Origin of the sequence: Flavobacterium album (assembly GCF_003096035.1) — a bacterium.
GTDB classification, from domain to species: Bacteria; Bacteroidota; Bacteroidia; order Flavobacteriales; family Flavobacteriaceae; genus Flavobacterium; species Flavobacterium album.
The window spans coordinates 2,294,736-2,310,983 of the sequence record NZ_CP029186.1 but is presented as its reverse complement, the minus strand read 5'-3'; the positions used below and the strand labels follow the sequence as shown (position 1 = coordinate 2,310,983).

The window sequence follows — 16,248 nt, the reverse complement described above, 5'->3', positions numbered from 1 at the left end:
GGGTCCATCAAAAAGGGTCTTTCACAATGATATCCATCGCAATATAGTTTGCATCATATGTGTCGCTCGCATACCCAATAAGGTCGTTCATATAGCCAATATCAAAGGTTACAGGGATATCTTTTAGCGAAAGGCTATAATACAGGCAGAAGCGGCTTTCCTTATATTCAAAATTACCCCAGCCCTCACTGTTGTCTTTCGCTATCGCAAAAAGGGCTTCAGCGCTTCCTGCAACGCTGTTCACACCGGCATTATCGAGCGGTACAACAAGCTGTGTTTTCAACCGGGTACGAAATTGAAGGCCATCAGGTACCTCCGCAAAGTCATCGGTATAAAACTTACGTGCTTCCTGCCTCAGCGTCGTAGTCCATCTTACAGTACCCAGATCGGCCGTGTACTGCAACCTTATGTAAAACCTGAATTCCTGATTGATGGCATCCTGCTTATTTTCTTCGAAACTTTCATCATATTCATGCTGTCTTCTGTAGCTAAGCGCAAAGCTGTATTTCCAATCGGGGCTGAATTTATGGTAGAATTCCTGGTTGAGCACAAAGATGGACGGCATATCCAACGGATCAGCTTCATTGCTGCCGCTGATACGCCCAAAGCCAACATAGGTCATCGAGGTATTTATATTGTCAAGTTCCTGCTTTACACCTGCCGCCGACCAAAAAGCCGTTTTTGTCTCGCCCATACCCGGCGGGCTTAACTGTGCAAAGACGGTCGTACTGCATATCAAACTAAAATAAAGGGTAAGTAAACGCATTTTCATCATCATATTTAAGTTTATGATGCAAATGTCAAATGCGAATCTGGAAACAATCTGGAAATTCGTCGCTTTAGGAAAACATTATCATGTGGCCATGCTATTCAAAATATTCAAAAGCATCAATGATATCGAGGTAAACGCCGTCAAAGCCAGCATTGGTAATCTTTGTCAGGTACGAATCGCTGTGCCCGTAGATTAGCGCCTGCCAGTCGGCATTCCAGTATTTTACCTTGTAGTTGCCCGGCCAGTCAGGGTTCTCTGCAGCTATCCAGGCAGGCCTGCTGTTGTCCCAGCTATTTTGCCAATAGTACCGGTAATCTTCCGCCTCACCTATCGACATATAGCAGATAAGCAGTCTTTTGCCGCCATTGGCCTTGTTACGCAGCTGGTTTACTTCCGCTGCCGTAAAAGCATCATCGTTCACGAACAGGTCCATGATAACCACATCGTAATTCGTAGCCGTAACAGCATTGATGAACTGCTGCTTTGTATTATAGTTCTCCGGATTAATGAAGAAAATATGGTTTTTTGCCTGCGCCAGCGAAGTGATCACATTAGCATTCTCATTGTGTGGTGTGGCATCGGGGATGATCGTAAGATCCCTATCTTCAGCAGCATAAGAGATGTACCCTGCCGCCTGGTTTTTTGTATAAGAATCGGCTACTTTACCCGCAGTCCAGCAATAATCCGTTACCAATATTTTCTTGCCCGCATTTTTCGAGACATCCAGAAAGCTTCTGAGATAGCTTGTTACATCGCCCGGTGTGGCCTGGTTGTCATCGTCATAGCCATAAAAAAGGTCTTCCTGTCCATTGCCATCTATGGCATTCAGGTAAGCTGTTGCAGGTGCTCCATCGGCTTCGCCATTTAGTGTCACGAGCTCAATACCGTTTTGCGGAATGACAGCAAAGTTGGGGTTGACCGCTTTTGCCGTCTGGCTGATGCCTATGACAAAATCGCGCATGTCCTGCCTGTAATCGCGGTCTCCGTTATTATTGTTTTCTGACGACGAATCATCGCTGCCGCATCCTATGAGGGTCACCAGCAATAGTGTATAAAGGATATTTTTCATAAGTTCATTTATATACTAACGGCTGAATTTTGTTTTATTGCCAAAAAATCTAATCCACCAAAAACAACGCATTACTAAACAATAAATTGCCATTCTCCCAAAATCCCCTAAACAGCGGGTTGTCTACCATGTAGATGATGGCCCCCGTGCCCTTTTGCTCTACGGCAAAGGTTACAGTATTCTCCAATTTCTTTTTCAGGCTGCGGCCAATGAACCCGAAGTTCTTATATCCCGACGGAACATACGCCACATTCCATACGTTTTTTAAAAGCTGGTAGCGGCTGTCGGTCGTCTTAAGGCTGAAATACCTATCGCCCAAACCATACGATAACGGGTGCGTTTTGTCAAGCACGTTCTCTACAATCGCGCCCGGCACCGATCCCGATATGGCACGCCTTTCGGCATTTTGGTAATCATAATAGCGGGCATTAAGGGCCTCCTCATCGCCTTCTTTGGCTTCAAGGTCTTTATCGGCATCTGTGGCAAATCGTGTAAGGCTGTAGCCTGCCCTGTCCTCAAAAATGTTGAGCGCCCCGGCTATCGCTATCACCTTACCGCCGTCATTTATGAAACCATCCAGGCTTGTTTTTTGGCTATCGCTAAACTCATACCAGCCGTCCGGAAGGATGATAGTCGTAAAATCAGAAAGCTTTATTCTCCCGAGATTTTGTACATCGACAATGGTTACAGGGTAATCGATTATTTCATCCATATAAAACCACGCCTGTCCAAAATCAGTCGGACTTACACTGTTTCCCGACAGAAGCAATACTTTTGGCGCTTCAAGCAACGGATACGATTCCCCGCCCAGGTCGGCACCGCTAAGGGAGAATCCACTCTCTATCACTTCATAGTCGGGCTTTTCGTCCAGCAAAGCATTCATGGTTTCCTTGAAATTATTTATCTGGGGATTGTCGCCTTTCAGGATAACAAGGTCGCCGGGGCTGACCTTTATCCCCCTGAAAGCCGATGCCTTTCGCGACGAACGCACTTTTATATTATTTTTAAAAAGCAGCGACAGCACTTTTGCCGATGCCCTCCCGTTCCAGGGCACATAATAGGCATATACGCGCTCGTATTCAAATTTCCCTTTACGTGAAACTTCTGCTTTTGTTTTGATGGCAAGGTCTTTTTTAAGGGCATAGCTTTCCACACCATAGGCATGCGGCAGTGCCCAGGCCGTAATGTCATACGACAGGCTGTCGGTAAGCCGTTGTGCAGGCTCAAAAAGTACTTGCGTCAGTACCGACTTCGGCTGATTGGCCGAAACGATCAGGTCGTTGGGCTCTATAGTAAACTCCTTATCCTTATCGCTTTGGTAATGATAGCCCGTGAGCTTTTTGCTTTCATCGGCGTATGCGAATTGAATTTTATTGCGCTTCAGCAATAGTGCCAGTTCTTCGTTCTTGCCACTGTTTTTTACGATGTATGTCCTGTACTTTCCTTTCGGATTTTCCCTGCTATCTTTAAAATAAGCGCGGAAATTGCGCACCAGCTTGTCCTTTTGCCATGAGGCCGTTTCAACAGCAGTAAGCACAGCCGTAGTATGGTGATTTATCCGGTCCTGCAATGTCAACGTATTACCGTTTGCCATGGTAATCGCCCTGCCTGCGCCGATGCCACCCTGCTCGTAGGTCATCCCCACAGCGCCGTTAAAACTTGGGTAGGTATCGCCATAGCTTGGGTAAAACAGGTCAAAGCGTTCACGGGTATAGTAATTCCATCCCTGGTTATCAAACTTTTTAGCCGTCATCTCCCCTATCGCGTTATGGAAATCCTTTTGCCCCTGTGTAATAAAATCGTGCATAGGCTCTGCAGCAGGCGGGAAAAAATACGGTTCGTTATAGCCCATTTCGTGCACATCTACATGCACCATCGGCATCCATTCGTTATAAAGGACGATGCGCTGCTGCGTTTCCACCTGTGTTTGCCATGCCCAGTCACGGTTGAGGTCGTAGGCATAATGGTTCTGCCTCCCGCCCGGCCATGGCTCCATGTGCTCCCTGTCGGATGCATTGGGGTTCGGTTCTTTTCCCGAAATATCCCTGAGCCAGTTCCCATAACGGGAATAACCGTCGGGGTTAAGGCACGGGTCGAGTATCACGATCGTATTCTTAAGCCATTCTTTTGTGGCAGCATTTTTTGGGTTGACCAATTCGTAAGCAACGCTCATGGCGCTTTCGGCAGCCGCAGGTTCGTTGCCATGTACGTTGAAGCTCAGCCATACAATAGCTTTGTCTGCTACATTTACCTGCTTCCCGCCCATCCCTATGCTGTAAAGATGGTTGAGGCGGATATTTTCGAGCTCCTTTAAATTTTCGGGTGTCGAAATAACGTAAGCGTTCAGGCCACGCTCCTGGTTGGTCAGCCCATACGGCTTGTGTACTACCATGCCTGAATTTTGTATCAGGTAACCAAAATAATTCTCCAGTTGGTAGTAATAGCTTACCTGTTTGCCATAATTGGGAAAGAACTCGGCCGGGCTTTTGAGCTGTGCCTGCAAGGTAATGCTAAACAAAAGAGTGAGGGCGTAAAAATATTGCTTCATGGAAGGGATATTAAAAAATCAAATGTAGGGAATTTACCAGTTAGCTATTGGGGTTATCAAATGTTTGGTTTAGAAAATGTATTTCCCCTGCTTTCTTTCGGAGAAATTATTTAAATTTACTTACTAACTTCTATCATATGAAATACCTGCTGCTGCTTTTGCTGCTTATAAGTTTCGAAGGGTTTTCGCAAAGTAAAAAAATATATTATTTCGATGAAAACGGGAAGCCTTCGACAGAAACAATTTTCAAAAAAACGGAAGTTGACGGTAATAAAATTATCAGGTACTTTGATGTAGATACCGCCTACATTGCCAAGATATATCTTTTTGAAAATTACGCCAAACTCAATCCAAACCATTTAGATAGTATAAAAAAGCATTTGGAAAATTTATCAGGTAAAAAATTAGATGCATCAAAGCCCATTGTTATAAGCTATATTTCCGCAAATGACCCTGCTAATATCGATCCTGAATATAAAACCGTTAATATTTACGAAACGTCTAAGTGGAAAGAAAGTAAAAAACTAATGAAAAGGACGGATATAAATTTGCTATGGCTACAGCATCCTGACAATAAATCTCAAATTAACCGCTACAATTTGACTGGGTTAATGATATAATAGACAAAATGAACAAAACACTTTGATATGGAAAAATTTACCCAGGACTTCAATATATTATTATTCCTTTGGCAGGTATTCTTTATTATATTTTGGATTGCCATACTATTTGCCATTATACGCTTTATAAAACGCTACCGGAGAAACGCGGAATTCTACAAGAAACATAATCCGTAAGAGGCTTCGGCCTCTTTGTTTTTTCGGCAAACTTTCACAACTTTTACATAGCCCATCTTTCCCCCATAATTATTATCTTTGCGTGCTTTAAAAAAACAATTTTACCAATGCGTATATCCTATAACTGGCTAAAACAATTTATAAAACTCGACTGGAAATCTGAAGAAACCGCTGCCCTGCTTACCGACCTCGGCCTTGAGGTGGAAGGCGTTGATAAGTTTGAGTCGCTTAAAGGCGGGCTCGAAGGCGTTGTGGTAGGCCATGTGCTTACCTGCGTCCAGCACCCGAATGCCGACAGGCTGCGCATCACTACCGTTGATATTGGGGAAGGCACACCCGTACAAATCGTCTGCGGCGCACCCAATGTAGCCGTGGGCCAGAAAGTCCCTGTAGCGACCATCGGGACAACACTATATGACAAAGAGGGCAATGCCTTCCAGATAAAAAAAGGAAAGATACGCGGCGAGGAAAGCCACGGCATGATATGCGCTGAAGACGAGCTTGGCATTGGCGAAAGCCACGATGGCATCATGATCCTGAAAGAAGACCTGAAGCCGGGTACGCCTGCATCTAAAGTTTTCAATATCGAAAGCGATGAGGTTTTCGAGATCGGGCTTACACCAAACCGCGCCGATGCCATGAGCCATTGGGGCGTAGCGCGCGACCTGCGTGCCGGTCTCGCGCAAAAAAATGTAAATACCGAGCTACTCACACCATCCGTAAGTAACTTCAGGATCGATAAGCGTACCCTGAAAATGGACGTAAAGGTGGAAGACAGCAAGCTGGCTCCAAGATATTGCGGGGTGACCATTTCGGGCATCACGGTAAAACCATCGCCGTCATGGCTGCAAAACAGGCTGAAGGCTATCGGGCTTACGCCAAAGAATAATGTCGTGGATGTGACCAACTATGTGCTTCACGAATTAGGGCAGCCGCTGCATGCTTTTGATGCCGCGAAAATAAAAGGCAATAAAGTGATAGTAAAGACACTTCCGGCAGGCACAAAATTCACAACGCTCGACGATGTGGAAAGGACACTGCATGAGGAAGACCTGATGATCTGCGACGAAGTCGGCCCTATGTGCATGGCCGGGGTTTTTGGAGGAAAGAATTCCGGGGTAACAGAAAGTACTTCATCCATATTCCTGGAAAGCGCTTACTTTAACCCGGTATCGGTTCGGAAAACAGCCAAGAGACACGGCCTGAACACCGACGCTTCTTTCAGGTTTGAAAGGGGTATCGATCCGAGCATTGCGGAATATGCGCTAAAAAGGGCGGCCCTGCTAATACAGGAAACCGCAGGTGGCGAGATCACATCGGACGTAACCGATATTTACCCTAAAAAGATAGAGGGGCATTCGGTGCTGCTAAATTTCAGCAATGTAACGCGCACCATCGGCCAGGAACTCCCAAAAGAGACCATTAAGAAAATACTTGTATCGCTTGACATCAAGATCAGCACTATGTCCGATGCCGGCCTTGGGCTTGTGGTACCTGCTTACCGTGTGGATGTGAACCGCGAGATCGATGTTATTGAGGAAATACTAAGGGTTTACGGCTATAACAATATTAACTTTACGCAGAAACTGAATGCGTCGATATCCAATTCATCACGCACTGAAGATTACAAGCTTCAAAATATAATTGCAGAACAGCTGGCAGCGCTTGGCTTTAACGAGATGATGGCCAATTCGCTCACCACGCCGGACTACGTAAAGCTATCTGAAAACCTTAAAGAAGAATTCAATGTAATGATGCTTAACCCGTTGAGCAACGACCTTTCGGCCATGAGGCAGTCGTTATTGTTCAGTGCGCTTGAGGCAGTTTCGTTCAATATCAACAGGAAAAGGGCCGACCTGAAACTGTTCGAATTTGGTAAAAGCTACCACAAAATGCCGTCAGGCTATTATGAGAACAAGCACCTTACCCTTACCGTAACGGGCAGCAGGCTTCCGGAAAGCTGGACTCAAACCGGCCAGAAGCCTTCCGATTTCTTTATGTTCAAAGGCTATGTAAACCTTATACTGACAAGGCTTGGCATCACTAAAATAAATGCACAGCCAGCCACTTCGGACATTTACAGCGAAGGCGCGGCATTTGCATCAGGCAATGAGGTGCTGGTTGAATTTGGTACGATAAAGAAAAACATCCTCAAACAGTTTGACATAAAGCAGGATGTATTCTTTGCCGACTTCAACTGGGGTGCTATCATAAGCCTTGTGTCGGGTAAAATAAAATATACTGAGATATCTAAATTCCCTGAAGTAAGAAGGGATCTTGCGCTGCTTGTTGATACTGAAGTAACTTTCGACAGCATTTATACCATAGCCAGGCAGGCGGAAAAATCGCTGCTTAAGGATATCAGCCTGTTTGACGTATACGAAGGTAAAAACCTCCCTGAAGGCAAGAAATCCTACGCGGTGAGCTTTACGCTGCAGGACAGCTCTAAAACGCTTACCGACGAGCAGATCGATAAGATCATGGGCAAGATAAGGCAGAGCCTGGAAAAAGAGACCGGGGCGCAATTACGATAATCCTATTGACATTATTCCAAAAAAAATCCACCGCGATGCGGTGGATTTTTTGCTTATAAGAGAAAAGCCGTTATTTCATTTTTGCTTTCATGGCTTTGTAATCGTCATTTCTTTCCAGTGCCTGGTACATTCCGGCAAGCAATGATATGGTATATTGGTCGTCCGGATTTAGCTTGTGTGCTTTTTCAAGATAAGGAAGCGCCTTAAGGTAAAGGCCGTCTTTCTGTTTCTTCAGCACATCATAACGCTGGTTGTCTTTAGCGGTATTGCCAAGGCCGTTCATCTCATCAACGATCTTTTTCTCATCGGTAAGCGCAAGGCTTCCCATGGCAACTAAAGCCTGTGTAAAGTTAGGATCGATCTCAAGCGCTTTTTTATACTGCCTTTCAGCCTCTGCTACATCCGAAGTAGAAGCTACAACACCTAGGTTGTAGAACAGTTCAGCATTCGTAGGGTTTTTAGCGGCAGCCTCAGCGATAAGCCTTTTATAACCTTCCATGTCTTTCGCCTGGTAATAAATATTAGCTTCAGAAACGATAAGGCTTACATCGTCAGGGTTGTTTTTCCTTGCAGCAGCCATTGCCTGCTTCGCCTTATCATTCTCGCCTTTCTGAACATAGATAAGTGCAATATTCTTAGTGATCTCCCCTTTTAGCGAAGGTAGTTTTTCTTCTTTAGGCTCAACATACTCTCCTGCCTGTACAGCAATATCGCGGGAGGCCTTGTTAGGGAAACCTTCTACCTGCCCCGATTTTTTGTTTTTTGCAACAAACACACTGCCTTCTCCGGTAAAGCCGGATTTATCAAGCTCAAGGTAATATTTTAAAGCATTATCATAATCCTGCCCATTTACTGCCATGGCAGCTGCATTATAAAGCTGAGACTTGTCATTTGTATCGGCTTTGTAAGCAATTGCATATAGCGAAGATGCTTCCTTATACATTTTTTGACCAGCAAGTTGTGCCGCTACCTGGCCAACCAATCCTTTTAGGCGGGGAAGGAATTCTTCCTTAATCTCAATAGTATGCTCTTTTTTGCCTGTCTTTTCGATCTCAATTACTTTATTCATATCGTCTACAGCGGCATCAAGCATGGCAAAAGCTTTCATCGGGTCGGCCATAGCCATAGGATTTGTCATCAGCTCAAGCGCTGCACCGGCACCTTTATAGTAATAAAAATCTGCCTTCTGCTCATTAGTGGCTGCTGCCATTTTTGGCTCACCTGCTGCTATAAGCTCCTTAAATTTCTGAAAATCCTCTTTTGTAGGAGGAGTATCTTTTTCTATGATCTTCTTCAGGCCTTTGATCTCATCCTTTTGTGCAAACGCGCTTAGTGATAACAAGAGCGACGCCGCAATGGCATATTTAATTTTCATATCGTTGCGTTTATAGTTATTCTTCGTTTTGGTCGTCTTCGGCTCCTGCTTCATCAAGGCCTTCCTCCGCTATTTCCTTCATGTCGTGCGGCAGGTTATCAGCACCAATCTCCTCGATGTTTTCCTCAATAGCTTCTTCTATCGCTTCTTCTTCCCTGAGTACTTTGGTTACAGCGGCTATCGAGTCATTTCCTTTGATGTTGATAAGGCGCACACCCTGTGTTGCACGGCCCATTACCCTAAGGTCGGATACCATCATCCTTATCGTAAGCCCCGACTTATTGATGATCATGAGGTCATCCGCATCGGTAACGTTATTGATTGATACCAGGCTTCCGGTCTTATCGGTAATGTTCAGGGTTTTCACACCTTTACCCCCCCTGTTGGTAATCCTGTAATCTTCAAGGCTTGAACGCTTGCCGTATCCGTTCTCGGACACTACAAGTATCTCGCTATTCATGTCATTTACAGAAACCATGCCAATCACCTCATCGTTATCGTCAGCCAGCGTAATACCACGCACACCCGAAGCGCTCCGGCCCATAGGACGGGTCTTGCCTTCTTCAAAGCGCACCAGCTTGCCTGATTTTACCGCAATAAGCACCTGGCTCTCGCCTGTGGTCAGTTTCGCTTCAAGCAGCTCATCGTCCTCACGGATGGTAATGGCGGCAATACCGTTAAGCCTTGGGCGGGAATATTGCTCCAGCAGGGTTTTCTTTACGATACCCTTTTTGGTAGCCATGATAACATAATGGTTGTTGATATACTCTTCGTTCTTTAAATCCTGCGTACAGATGAACGCTTTTACCTTGTCGTCATTCTCGATGTTGATAAGGTTCTGGATAGCGCGACCTTTGCTGGTCTTGCTGCCTTCCGGTATCTCATAAACGCGCATCCAGAAGCATTTCCCTTTTTGGGTAAAGAACAGCATGTATTGGTGGTTAGTTGCCACATAAAGGTGCTCCAGGAAGTCCTGGTCGCGGGTGGCAACGCCTTTCTGGCCCACGCCTCCCCTGTTCTGTGTTTTGTATTCGGATAGCGGTGTACGCTTGATATAGCCAGCATGAGATATGGTAACTACCACACTCTCATCGGCAATAAGGTCTTCAATGCTCACATCGCCGCCTGAATATTCGATCTGCGAACGGCGTGCATCGCCATATTTGTCCCTTATCTCGATAAGTTCCTGCTTAATAAGCTCCATCCTGAGGTCTTTGCTTTCCAAAAGGGCTTTCAATTCGGCGATCAATTTCATGATTTCTTCATATTCTGCCCTCAGCTTGTCCTGCTCCAGTCCGGTAAGCTGCCTTAAACGCATCTCAACAATAGCACGGGCCTGGATCTCACTCAGGTTGAAGCGCTCCATCAATTTGCCACGCGCTTCCTCGCCATCCTTGGATCCACGGATAAGTCGGATAACCTCATCAATATTATCGGAAGCGATGATAAGCCCTTCTAATATGTGTGCCCTTTCCTCTGCTTTGCGAAGATCGAATTTCGTCCTCCTAACAACCACATCATGCCTGTGTTCCACAAAGTAGTGGATAAGGTCCTTGAGGTTTAGCAATTGCGGCCTTCCGGCTACAAGCGCAATATTATTTACGCTGAAGGAAGACTGCAGCTGTGTGAATTTATATAGCGTATTGAGCACCACATTCGGTACAGCTTCCCTTTTCAGGATGTAAACGATACGCATACCATTACGGTCGGACTCATCGCGAATGTTGGCAATGCCATCAATTTTCTTTTCATTTACCAGGTCGGCTGTTTTCTTGATCATGTCGGCCTTATTCACCTGGTATGGAATCTCGGTAACGATGATGCATTCGCGGCCATCCACTTCTTCAAAATTGGTTTTGGCCCTTATAACTACACGCCCGCGGCCGGTCTTGAATGCCTCACGAACGCCCTCGTAGCCGTAAATAACGCCACCTGTTGGGAAATCCGGCGCTTTTACATGCGTTATAAGCTCATCTATTTCTATATCATTATTGTCAATATAAGCCAGCGTACCGTTAACGACCTCGGTAAGGTTGTGCGGTGCCATATTGGTAGCCATACCCACCGCAATACCCGAGGCACCATTGATAAGCAGGTTCGGTACCCTTGTAGGCATCACCGTAGGCTCTTCGAGGGTATCGTCAAAGTTTAGCTGGAAATCAACTGTTTCTTTATCAAGGTCGGCCATGATATCTTCAGATATCTTGCGCATCCTTGCCTCGGTGTAACGCATTGCCGCAGGGCTGTCGCCATCTACCGACCCGAAGTTACCCTGCCCGTCTACCAAAAGGTAACGAAGGCTCCATTCCTGTGCCATACGCACCATGGCATCATATACTGATGTATCACCATGCGGGTGATACTTTCCTAATACTTCTCCTACGATCCTTGCGGATTTTTTGTGGGCCCTGTTAGAAAGGACACCTAACTCATACATTCCGTACAGTACTCTTCTGTGAACCGGTTTCAACCCATCCCTCACATCGGGCAGCGCCCTTGACACGATCACCGACATTGAATAGTCAATGTAGGCTGACTTCATTTCGTCCTCTATGTTAATGGGAATTAACTTTTCTCCTTCAGACATAAGTAGTTATATTATAAAATTATAGTTAATACAAAACGTGCCAATATACGCAATTTAAATAGCATTTAAAGGCATTGCGCGTAATTTTTTTAGTGTTTTATCAACATAACAGCGTTGGGTAATAGTTAATAAAGTAATATTAAATCGCTTTTATTTTCGGGATTTTTTTTGTCACTTAGCCTGACAGTACTTTTTACACATTGGCAGTACCGGCTGTTAGGTACGATTTTTGTAAAATTCTACTTAGTTTACTAAATTTACACTATCAACAATAACATTATGGATGATAATTTTTCACCAAGGGTCAAGGATGTGATCACCTACAGCAAGGAAGAAGCGCTGAGGCTCGGCCATGACTTTATTGGTACGGAACACTTAATGTTAGGAATTTTGAGAGACGGGAACGGAAAGGCCATTTCGATACTGAACAACATTTCCGTTGACCTTGATCATTTACGCAGAAAAGTAGAGATATTAAGCCCTGCGAACCCCAATGCCGAGCGCAACAATGAAAAAAAGAACCTTCATTTGACACGCCAGGCAGAACGCGCCCTGAGGACTACATTCCTCGAGGCAAAGGTATTCCAGAGCACATCAATAAGCACGGCACACCTGCTGCTTTGCATTTTACGTAATGAAAATGACCCTACCACAAAGTTGCTTAACAAGTTAAAAATCGATTACGAAACAGTTAAAGAACAATTTATCAGTATGACATCAAACGAAGAAGAATATATGGAAAACCTGCCTAAGAATGAGTCGTATAATGACGATGCAGGACAAGATGACAGTCTGCGCGAAAGCACCTTCAACAATCCTTCTTCCGGTGCCAAAGCCAACAAGAAATCCAAAACGCCTGTACTTGACAATTTCGGCCGCGACCTGACCGAACTTGCCGAAGAAGGCAAACTGGACCCTGTGGTTGGCCGTGAAAAGGAAATTGAGCGTGTATCGCAGATCTTAAGCCGCAGGAAAAAGAACAACCCGCTGCTTATAGGCGAGCCCGGTGTTGGTAAATCGGCTATTGCCGAAGGATTGGCCCTGCGCATCATACAGAAAAAAGTATCGCGCATACTGTTCAACAAACGCGTGGTAACGCTGGACCTTGCCAGTTTGGTAGCAGGCACAAAATACCGCGGGCAGTTTGAAGAGCGTATGAAAGCGGTAATGAACGAACTGGAGAAGAATGACGATATCATCCTTTTCATAGACGAGATACATACCATTGTGGGTGCCGGCGGCGCTACAGGCTCGCTGGATGCCAGCAACATGTTTAAACCGGCTTTGGCAAGGGGCGAAATACAATGCATCGGCGCAACCACGCTGGATGAGTACCGCCAGTATATAGAGAAAGACGGCGCGCTGGAAAGGCGTTTCCAGAAGGTGATCGTGGAGCCTACATCAGTAGAGGAAACCATCACGATCCTGAACAACATCAAGAATAAGTATGAGGACCACCACAGCGTGACGTATACCCCTGAGGCTATCGAGGCTTGCGTGAAGCTGACGAACCGCTACATGAGCGAGCGTTTCCTTCCGGACAAGGCTATTGATGCACTTGACGAGGCGGGTTCGCGGGTGCACATCACTAACATTGATGTTCCGAAGCAGATACTCGACCTGGAAAGGCAGCTTGAGGAAGTGCGTGAGCTGAAAAACTCAGTAGTTAAAAAACAGAAATACGAAGAGGCCGCCAAGCTGCGGGACGATGAGAAGCGTATCGAGAAAGACCTTGCCATTGCCCAGGAGCAGTGGGAAGAAGACTCTAAATCGAACCGTATCCTTGTGACCGAAGATAACGTTGCCGATGTAGTATCGATGATGACGGGTATACCGGTAAACCGTATTGCCCAAACCGAAAGCAACAAGCTGGCTAAACTGCCGGAACTTATAAAAGGTAAAGTGATCGGCCAGGACGAGGCTGTTGCCAAAATTGCAAAGTCGATACAGCGTAACCGTGCCGGACTGAAAGACCCTAACAAACCGATAGGCTCCTTCATCTTCCTTGGGCAGACCGGTGTTGGTAAAACACAGCTGGCCAAAGTGCTTGCAAGAGAATTATTTGATAGCGAAGATGCCCTTGTACGTATCGACATGAGCGAGTATATGGAGAAATTCGCCATATCAAGGCTTGTGGGAGCGCCTCCGGGATATGTTGGCTACGAAGAAGGCGGCCAGCTTACCGAAAAAGTGAGAAGGAAACCGTACTGCGTGGTGCTTCTTGACGAGATCGAGAAAGCCCACCCGGATGTATTCAACATGCTGCTTCAGGTACTTGACGATGGTTACCTTACTGACAGCTTAGGCCGTAAGATCGATTTCAGGAACACGATTATCATCATGACATCGAATGTTGGCGCACGCCAACTTAAAGATTTCGGACAGGGCGTAGGATTTGGCACATCTGCTAAAAAACTACAGGCCGACGAGCATACCAAGGGCGTGATTGAAGCGGCGCTGAAGAAAACTTTCGCTCCGGAGTTCATCAACAGGATTGACGACATTATTGTATTCAACCCGCTGGAAAAAGAGCACATCGACCAGATTATCGATATCGAACTCGCAAGGCTTTATGCAAGGGTGAAAGACCTTGGCTACACCGTTACACTATCAGATAAGGCAAAAGCTTTTATCGCCGACAAAGGGTTTGACAAGCAGTATGGCGCAAGGCCTTTGAACAGGGCGATCCAGAAATATGTGGAAGACGCGTTGGCCGAAGAAATCATTACTTCTAAAATTGGAGGTGGTGATGAGATTTACCTTGACCTGGAAGACAATGCGACCGAACTGTCGGTGACAGTAAGGAAAGCCGAGAATCCTGCAAGCTAAGAATTTATCCGTTTTTAAATAGTAGATCCCCGAAGTGTAAGAACTTTCGGGGATCTTTTATTTAAAATGATTTTAAGCGGAAAATACAAAATACTTAGGAATAATTTTCGTTATTTTACAATAAGCGTTTAACAAAATTACATTATGAAATTTCTCGCAATTTTATTTCTGGTTACAATCCAGCTTCAATGGGAGCCGGACTTTGAGAATGCAAAAAAGATGGCGAAGGAAAAGCATGAGCTGATCCTGCTGAATTTTTCGGGCTCCGACTGGTGTGCGCCCTGCATACAGACACGTAAGGAATACCTGGAAAATGAGGACTTCCTGAAAATGGCAAAGACAAATCTTATCATGGTTAATGCCGATTTTCCGAGGCGAAAGAAAAACCAACTGGCACCGGAACAGGTGAAAAGAAATGAGGCATTGGCTGAAAAGTATAATAAAGATGGCCATTTCCCATACACACTGCTGCTTAATGCCGATGGTAAAGTTATAAAATCGTGGGAAGGCAAGCCGGCAGTTGCAGTGGACAAATGGACAAAGGAGGTTAAAGCCATTTGTGACGCTAATAAATAATATTTCCTGAACATGCAGGGTCATTCGCAGTCGCTGAAGCTGATGGGTAATAATTTTACCATCACCGTTGTTGCTGAAGACAATGCAACGGCACAACTTCATATAGATACGGCAATTGACGAAATACGAAGGATAGAGAAACTACTCACAACCTTCAAAGAGGACAGCCAGACAAGCCTGATCAACAATAATGCAGGAATAGCGCCCGTTGCCGTAGACAGGGAGGTGTACAACCTTATCGAACGCAGTATAGCTATCTCCAGGATAACCCAGGGCGCTTTTGATATCAGCTATGGAAGCCTGGATAAAAGCCTTTGGAATTTTGACCGGGAAATGACCGCACTGCCATCTAAGGAAGAAGCCCTGAAAAAAGTGCACCTGATAAATTATAACAACATAATCCTGAATCCGGAAAATGGTACCGTATTCCTGAAAGAGAAAGGGATGCGCATAGGTTTTGGCGGTATCGGCAAAGGATATGCTGCCGAAATGGCCCGAAACCTTCTGACAGCCAATGGCGTGAAGAGCGGCATAGTCAATGCGAGCGGCGACCTGACAGCGTGGGGAATGCAGCCTTCGGGCAAGCCCTGGCGCATTGGGATATCAAATCCCGACAGCCCTGAAAAAGTGTTTTCTTATATGGACATTTCAGGAAAAGCCGTAGCCACCTCCGGGAACTATGAAAAGTATGTAATGATTGGCGGAAAAAAGTACTCGCATACAATAGACCCGAAAACGGGACTTCCGATATCGGGTATAAAAAGCGTAACCATAATATGCGATAATGCCGAGTTTGCCGATGCCATGGCAACGCCTATTGCAGTGATGGGAATAAAAGCGGGGCTGCACCTGGTAAACCAGATCCCCGGCTTGTTCTGCATCATCATAGATGACAACAACAACATGTATACTTCGAAAAATATTAACCTAAAATAAACGACATGAAATACATATTAACCGGACTGGTGATCGCTACCTTTTTGGTTTCCTGCACATCGGTAAAGGAATACCAGAAAAATAAGATCAACGATTCCGAAATGGCGCTTACCAACCGTAAGATCCAAAAGACGGAGCTTAACTTCGAGTCGTACCGTGAAGGGTCTTCCGGAGCTAACAGTGGCAAAAGCGGCGGTGGCTGCGGCTGCAATTAACAATCCCATA

The 16,248-nt window shown here is 45.5% G+C and carries 12 protein-coding genes; 7 read left to right on the top strand and 5 right to left on the bottom strand.

All coding sequences use genetic code 11. The features are described 5' to 3' along the window. Positions 1–7: 7 nt before the first annotated feature. From HYN59_RS10290 to HYN59_RS10280, 3 genes are all read right to left on the bottom strand, one after another. A complete protein-coding gene (locus HYN59_RS10290; RefSeq protein WP_181369415.1) occupies positions 8–694 on the bottom strand; it encodes a DUF2490 domain-containing protein in 687 nt (228 codons plus the stop codon). A 172-nt stretch (positions 695–866) separates the two neighbouring features. Further along, a complete protein-coding gene (locus tag HYN59_RS10285; RefSeq protein ID WP_108778183.1) occupies positions 867–1,841 on the bottom strand; it encodes an endo alpha-1,4 polygalactosaminidase in 975 nt (324 codons plus the stop codon). A gap of 49 nt (positions 1,842–1,890) precedes the next feature. Next, the gene (locus tag HYN59_RS10280; RefSeq protein WP_108778182.1) at positions 1,891–4,389 is read right to left on the bottom strand and encodes a M14 family zinc carboxypeptidase; all 2,499 of its coding nucleotides are present in this window, start codon (positions 4,387–4,389) and stop codon (positions 1,891–1,893) included. A gap of 137 nt (positions 4,390–4,526) precedes the next feature. Between HYN59_RS10280 and HYN59_RS10275 the strand changes: the two genes are divergently transcribed. From HYN59_RS10275 to pheT, 3 genes are all read left to right on the top strand, one after another. Further along, entirely contained in the window at positions 4,527–5,009 is a 483-nt protein-coding gene (locus HYN59_RS10275) for a hypothetical protein (RefSeq protein ID WP_108778181.1), read from the top strand. Positions 5,010–5,036: 27 nt separating this feature from the next. Beyond that, positions 5,037–5,186, top strand: coding sequence for a DUF2500 domain-containing protein (locus tag HYN59_RS17970; protein ID WP_146185918.1), 150 nt, complete (start codon positions 5,037–5,039; stop codon positions 5,184–5,186). A 107-nt stretch (positions 5,187–5,293) separates the two neighbouring features. Then, the gene (gene pheT, locus HYN59_RS10270; RefSeq protein ID WP_108778180.1) at positions 5,294–7,720 is read left to right on the top strand and encodes a phenylalanine--tRNA ligase subunit beta; all 2,427 of its coding nucleotides are present in this window, start codon (positions 5,294–5,296) and stop codon (positions 7,718–7,720) included. A gap of 70 nt (positions 7,721–7,790) precedes the next feature. On the opposite strand, the gene HYN59_RS10265 is transcribed toward pheT, so the two are convergent. Then, positions 7,791–9,095: a tetratricopeptide repeat protein gene (locus tag HYN59_RS10265; RefSeq protein ID WP_146185917.1), complete on the bottom strand. Its 1,305-nt coding sequence runs from the start codon at positions 9,093–9,095 to the stop codon at positions 7,791–7,793. Positions 9,096–9,111: 16 nt separating this feature from the next. Further along, positions 9,112–11,682, bottom strand: coding sequence for a DNA gyrase subunit A (gyrA, locus tag HYN59_RS10260; protein WP_108778178.1), 2,571 nt, complete (start codon positions 11,680–11,682; stop codon positions 9,112–9,114). Between the two features lie 279 nt (positions 11,683–11,961). Here gyrA and HYN59_RS10255 point away from each other — a divergent pair, with 279 nt between their 5' ends. The 4 genes from HYN59_RS10255 to HYN59_RS10240 all read left to right on the top strand — a co-directional run bounded on the left by HYN59_RS10255 (position 11,962) and on the right by HYN59_RS10240 (position 16,238). Further along, the gene (locus HYN59_RS10255; RefSeq protein WP_108778177.1) at positions 11,962–14,511 is read left to right on the top strand and encodes an ATP-dependent Clp protease ATP-binding subunit; all 2,550 of its coding nucleotides are present in this window, start codon (positions 11,962–11,964) and stop codon (positions 14,509–14,511) included. 144 nt (positions 14,512–14,655) lie between these two features. Continuing rightward, the gene (locus HYN59_RS10250) at positions 14,656–15,087 is read left to right on the top strand and encodes a thioredoxin family protein (protein WP_108778176.1); all 432 of its coding nucleotides are present in this window, start codon (positions 14,656–14,658) and stop codon (positions 15,085–15,087) included. A gap of 12 nt (positions 15,088–15,099) precedes the next feature. Beyond that, a complete protein-coding gene (locus HYN59_RS10245; RefSeq protein WP_108778175.1) occupies positions 15,100–16,023 on the top strand; it encodes an FAD:protein FMN transferase in 924 nt (307 codons plus the stop codon). A 5-nt stretch (positions 16,024–16,028) separates the two neighbouring features. Further along, entirely contained in the window at positions 16,029–16,238 is a 210-nt protein-coding gene (locus HYN59_RS10240; protein WP_108778174.1) for a DUF4266 domain-containing protein, read from the top strand. The last annotated feature ends 10 nt before the right edge of the window (positions 16,239–16,248 follow it).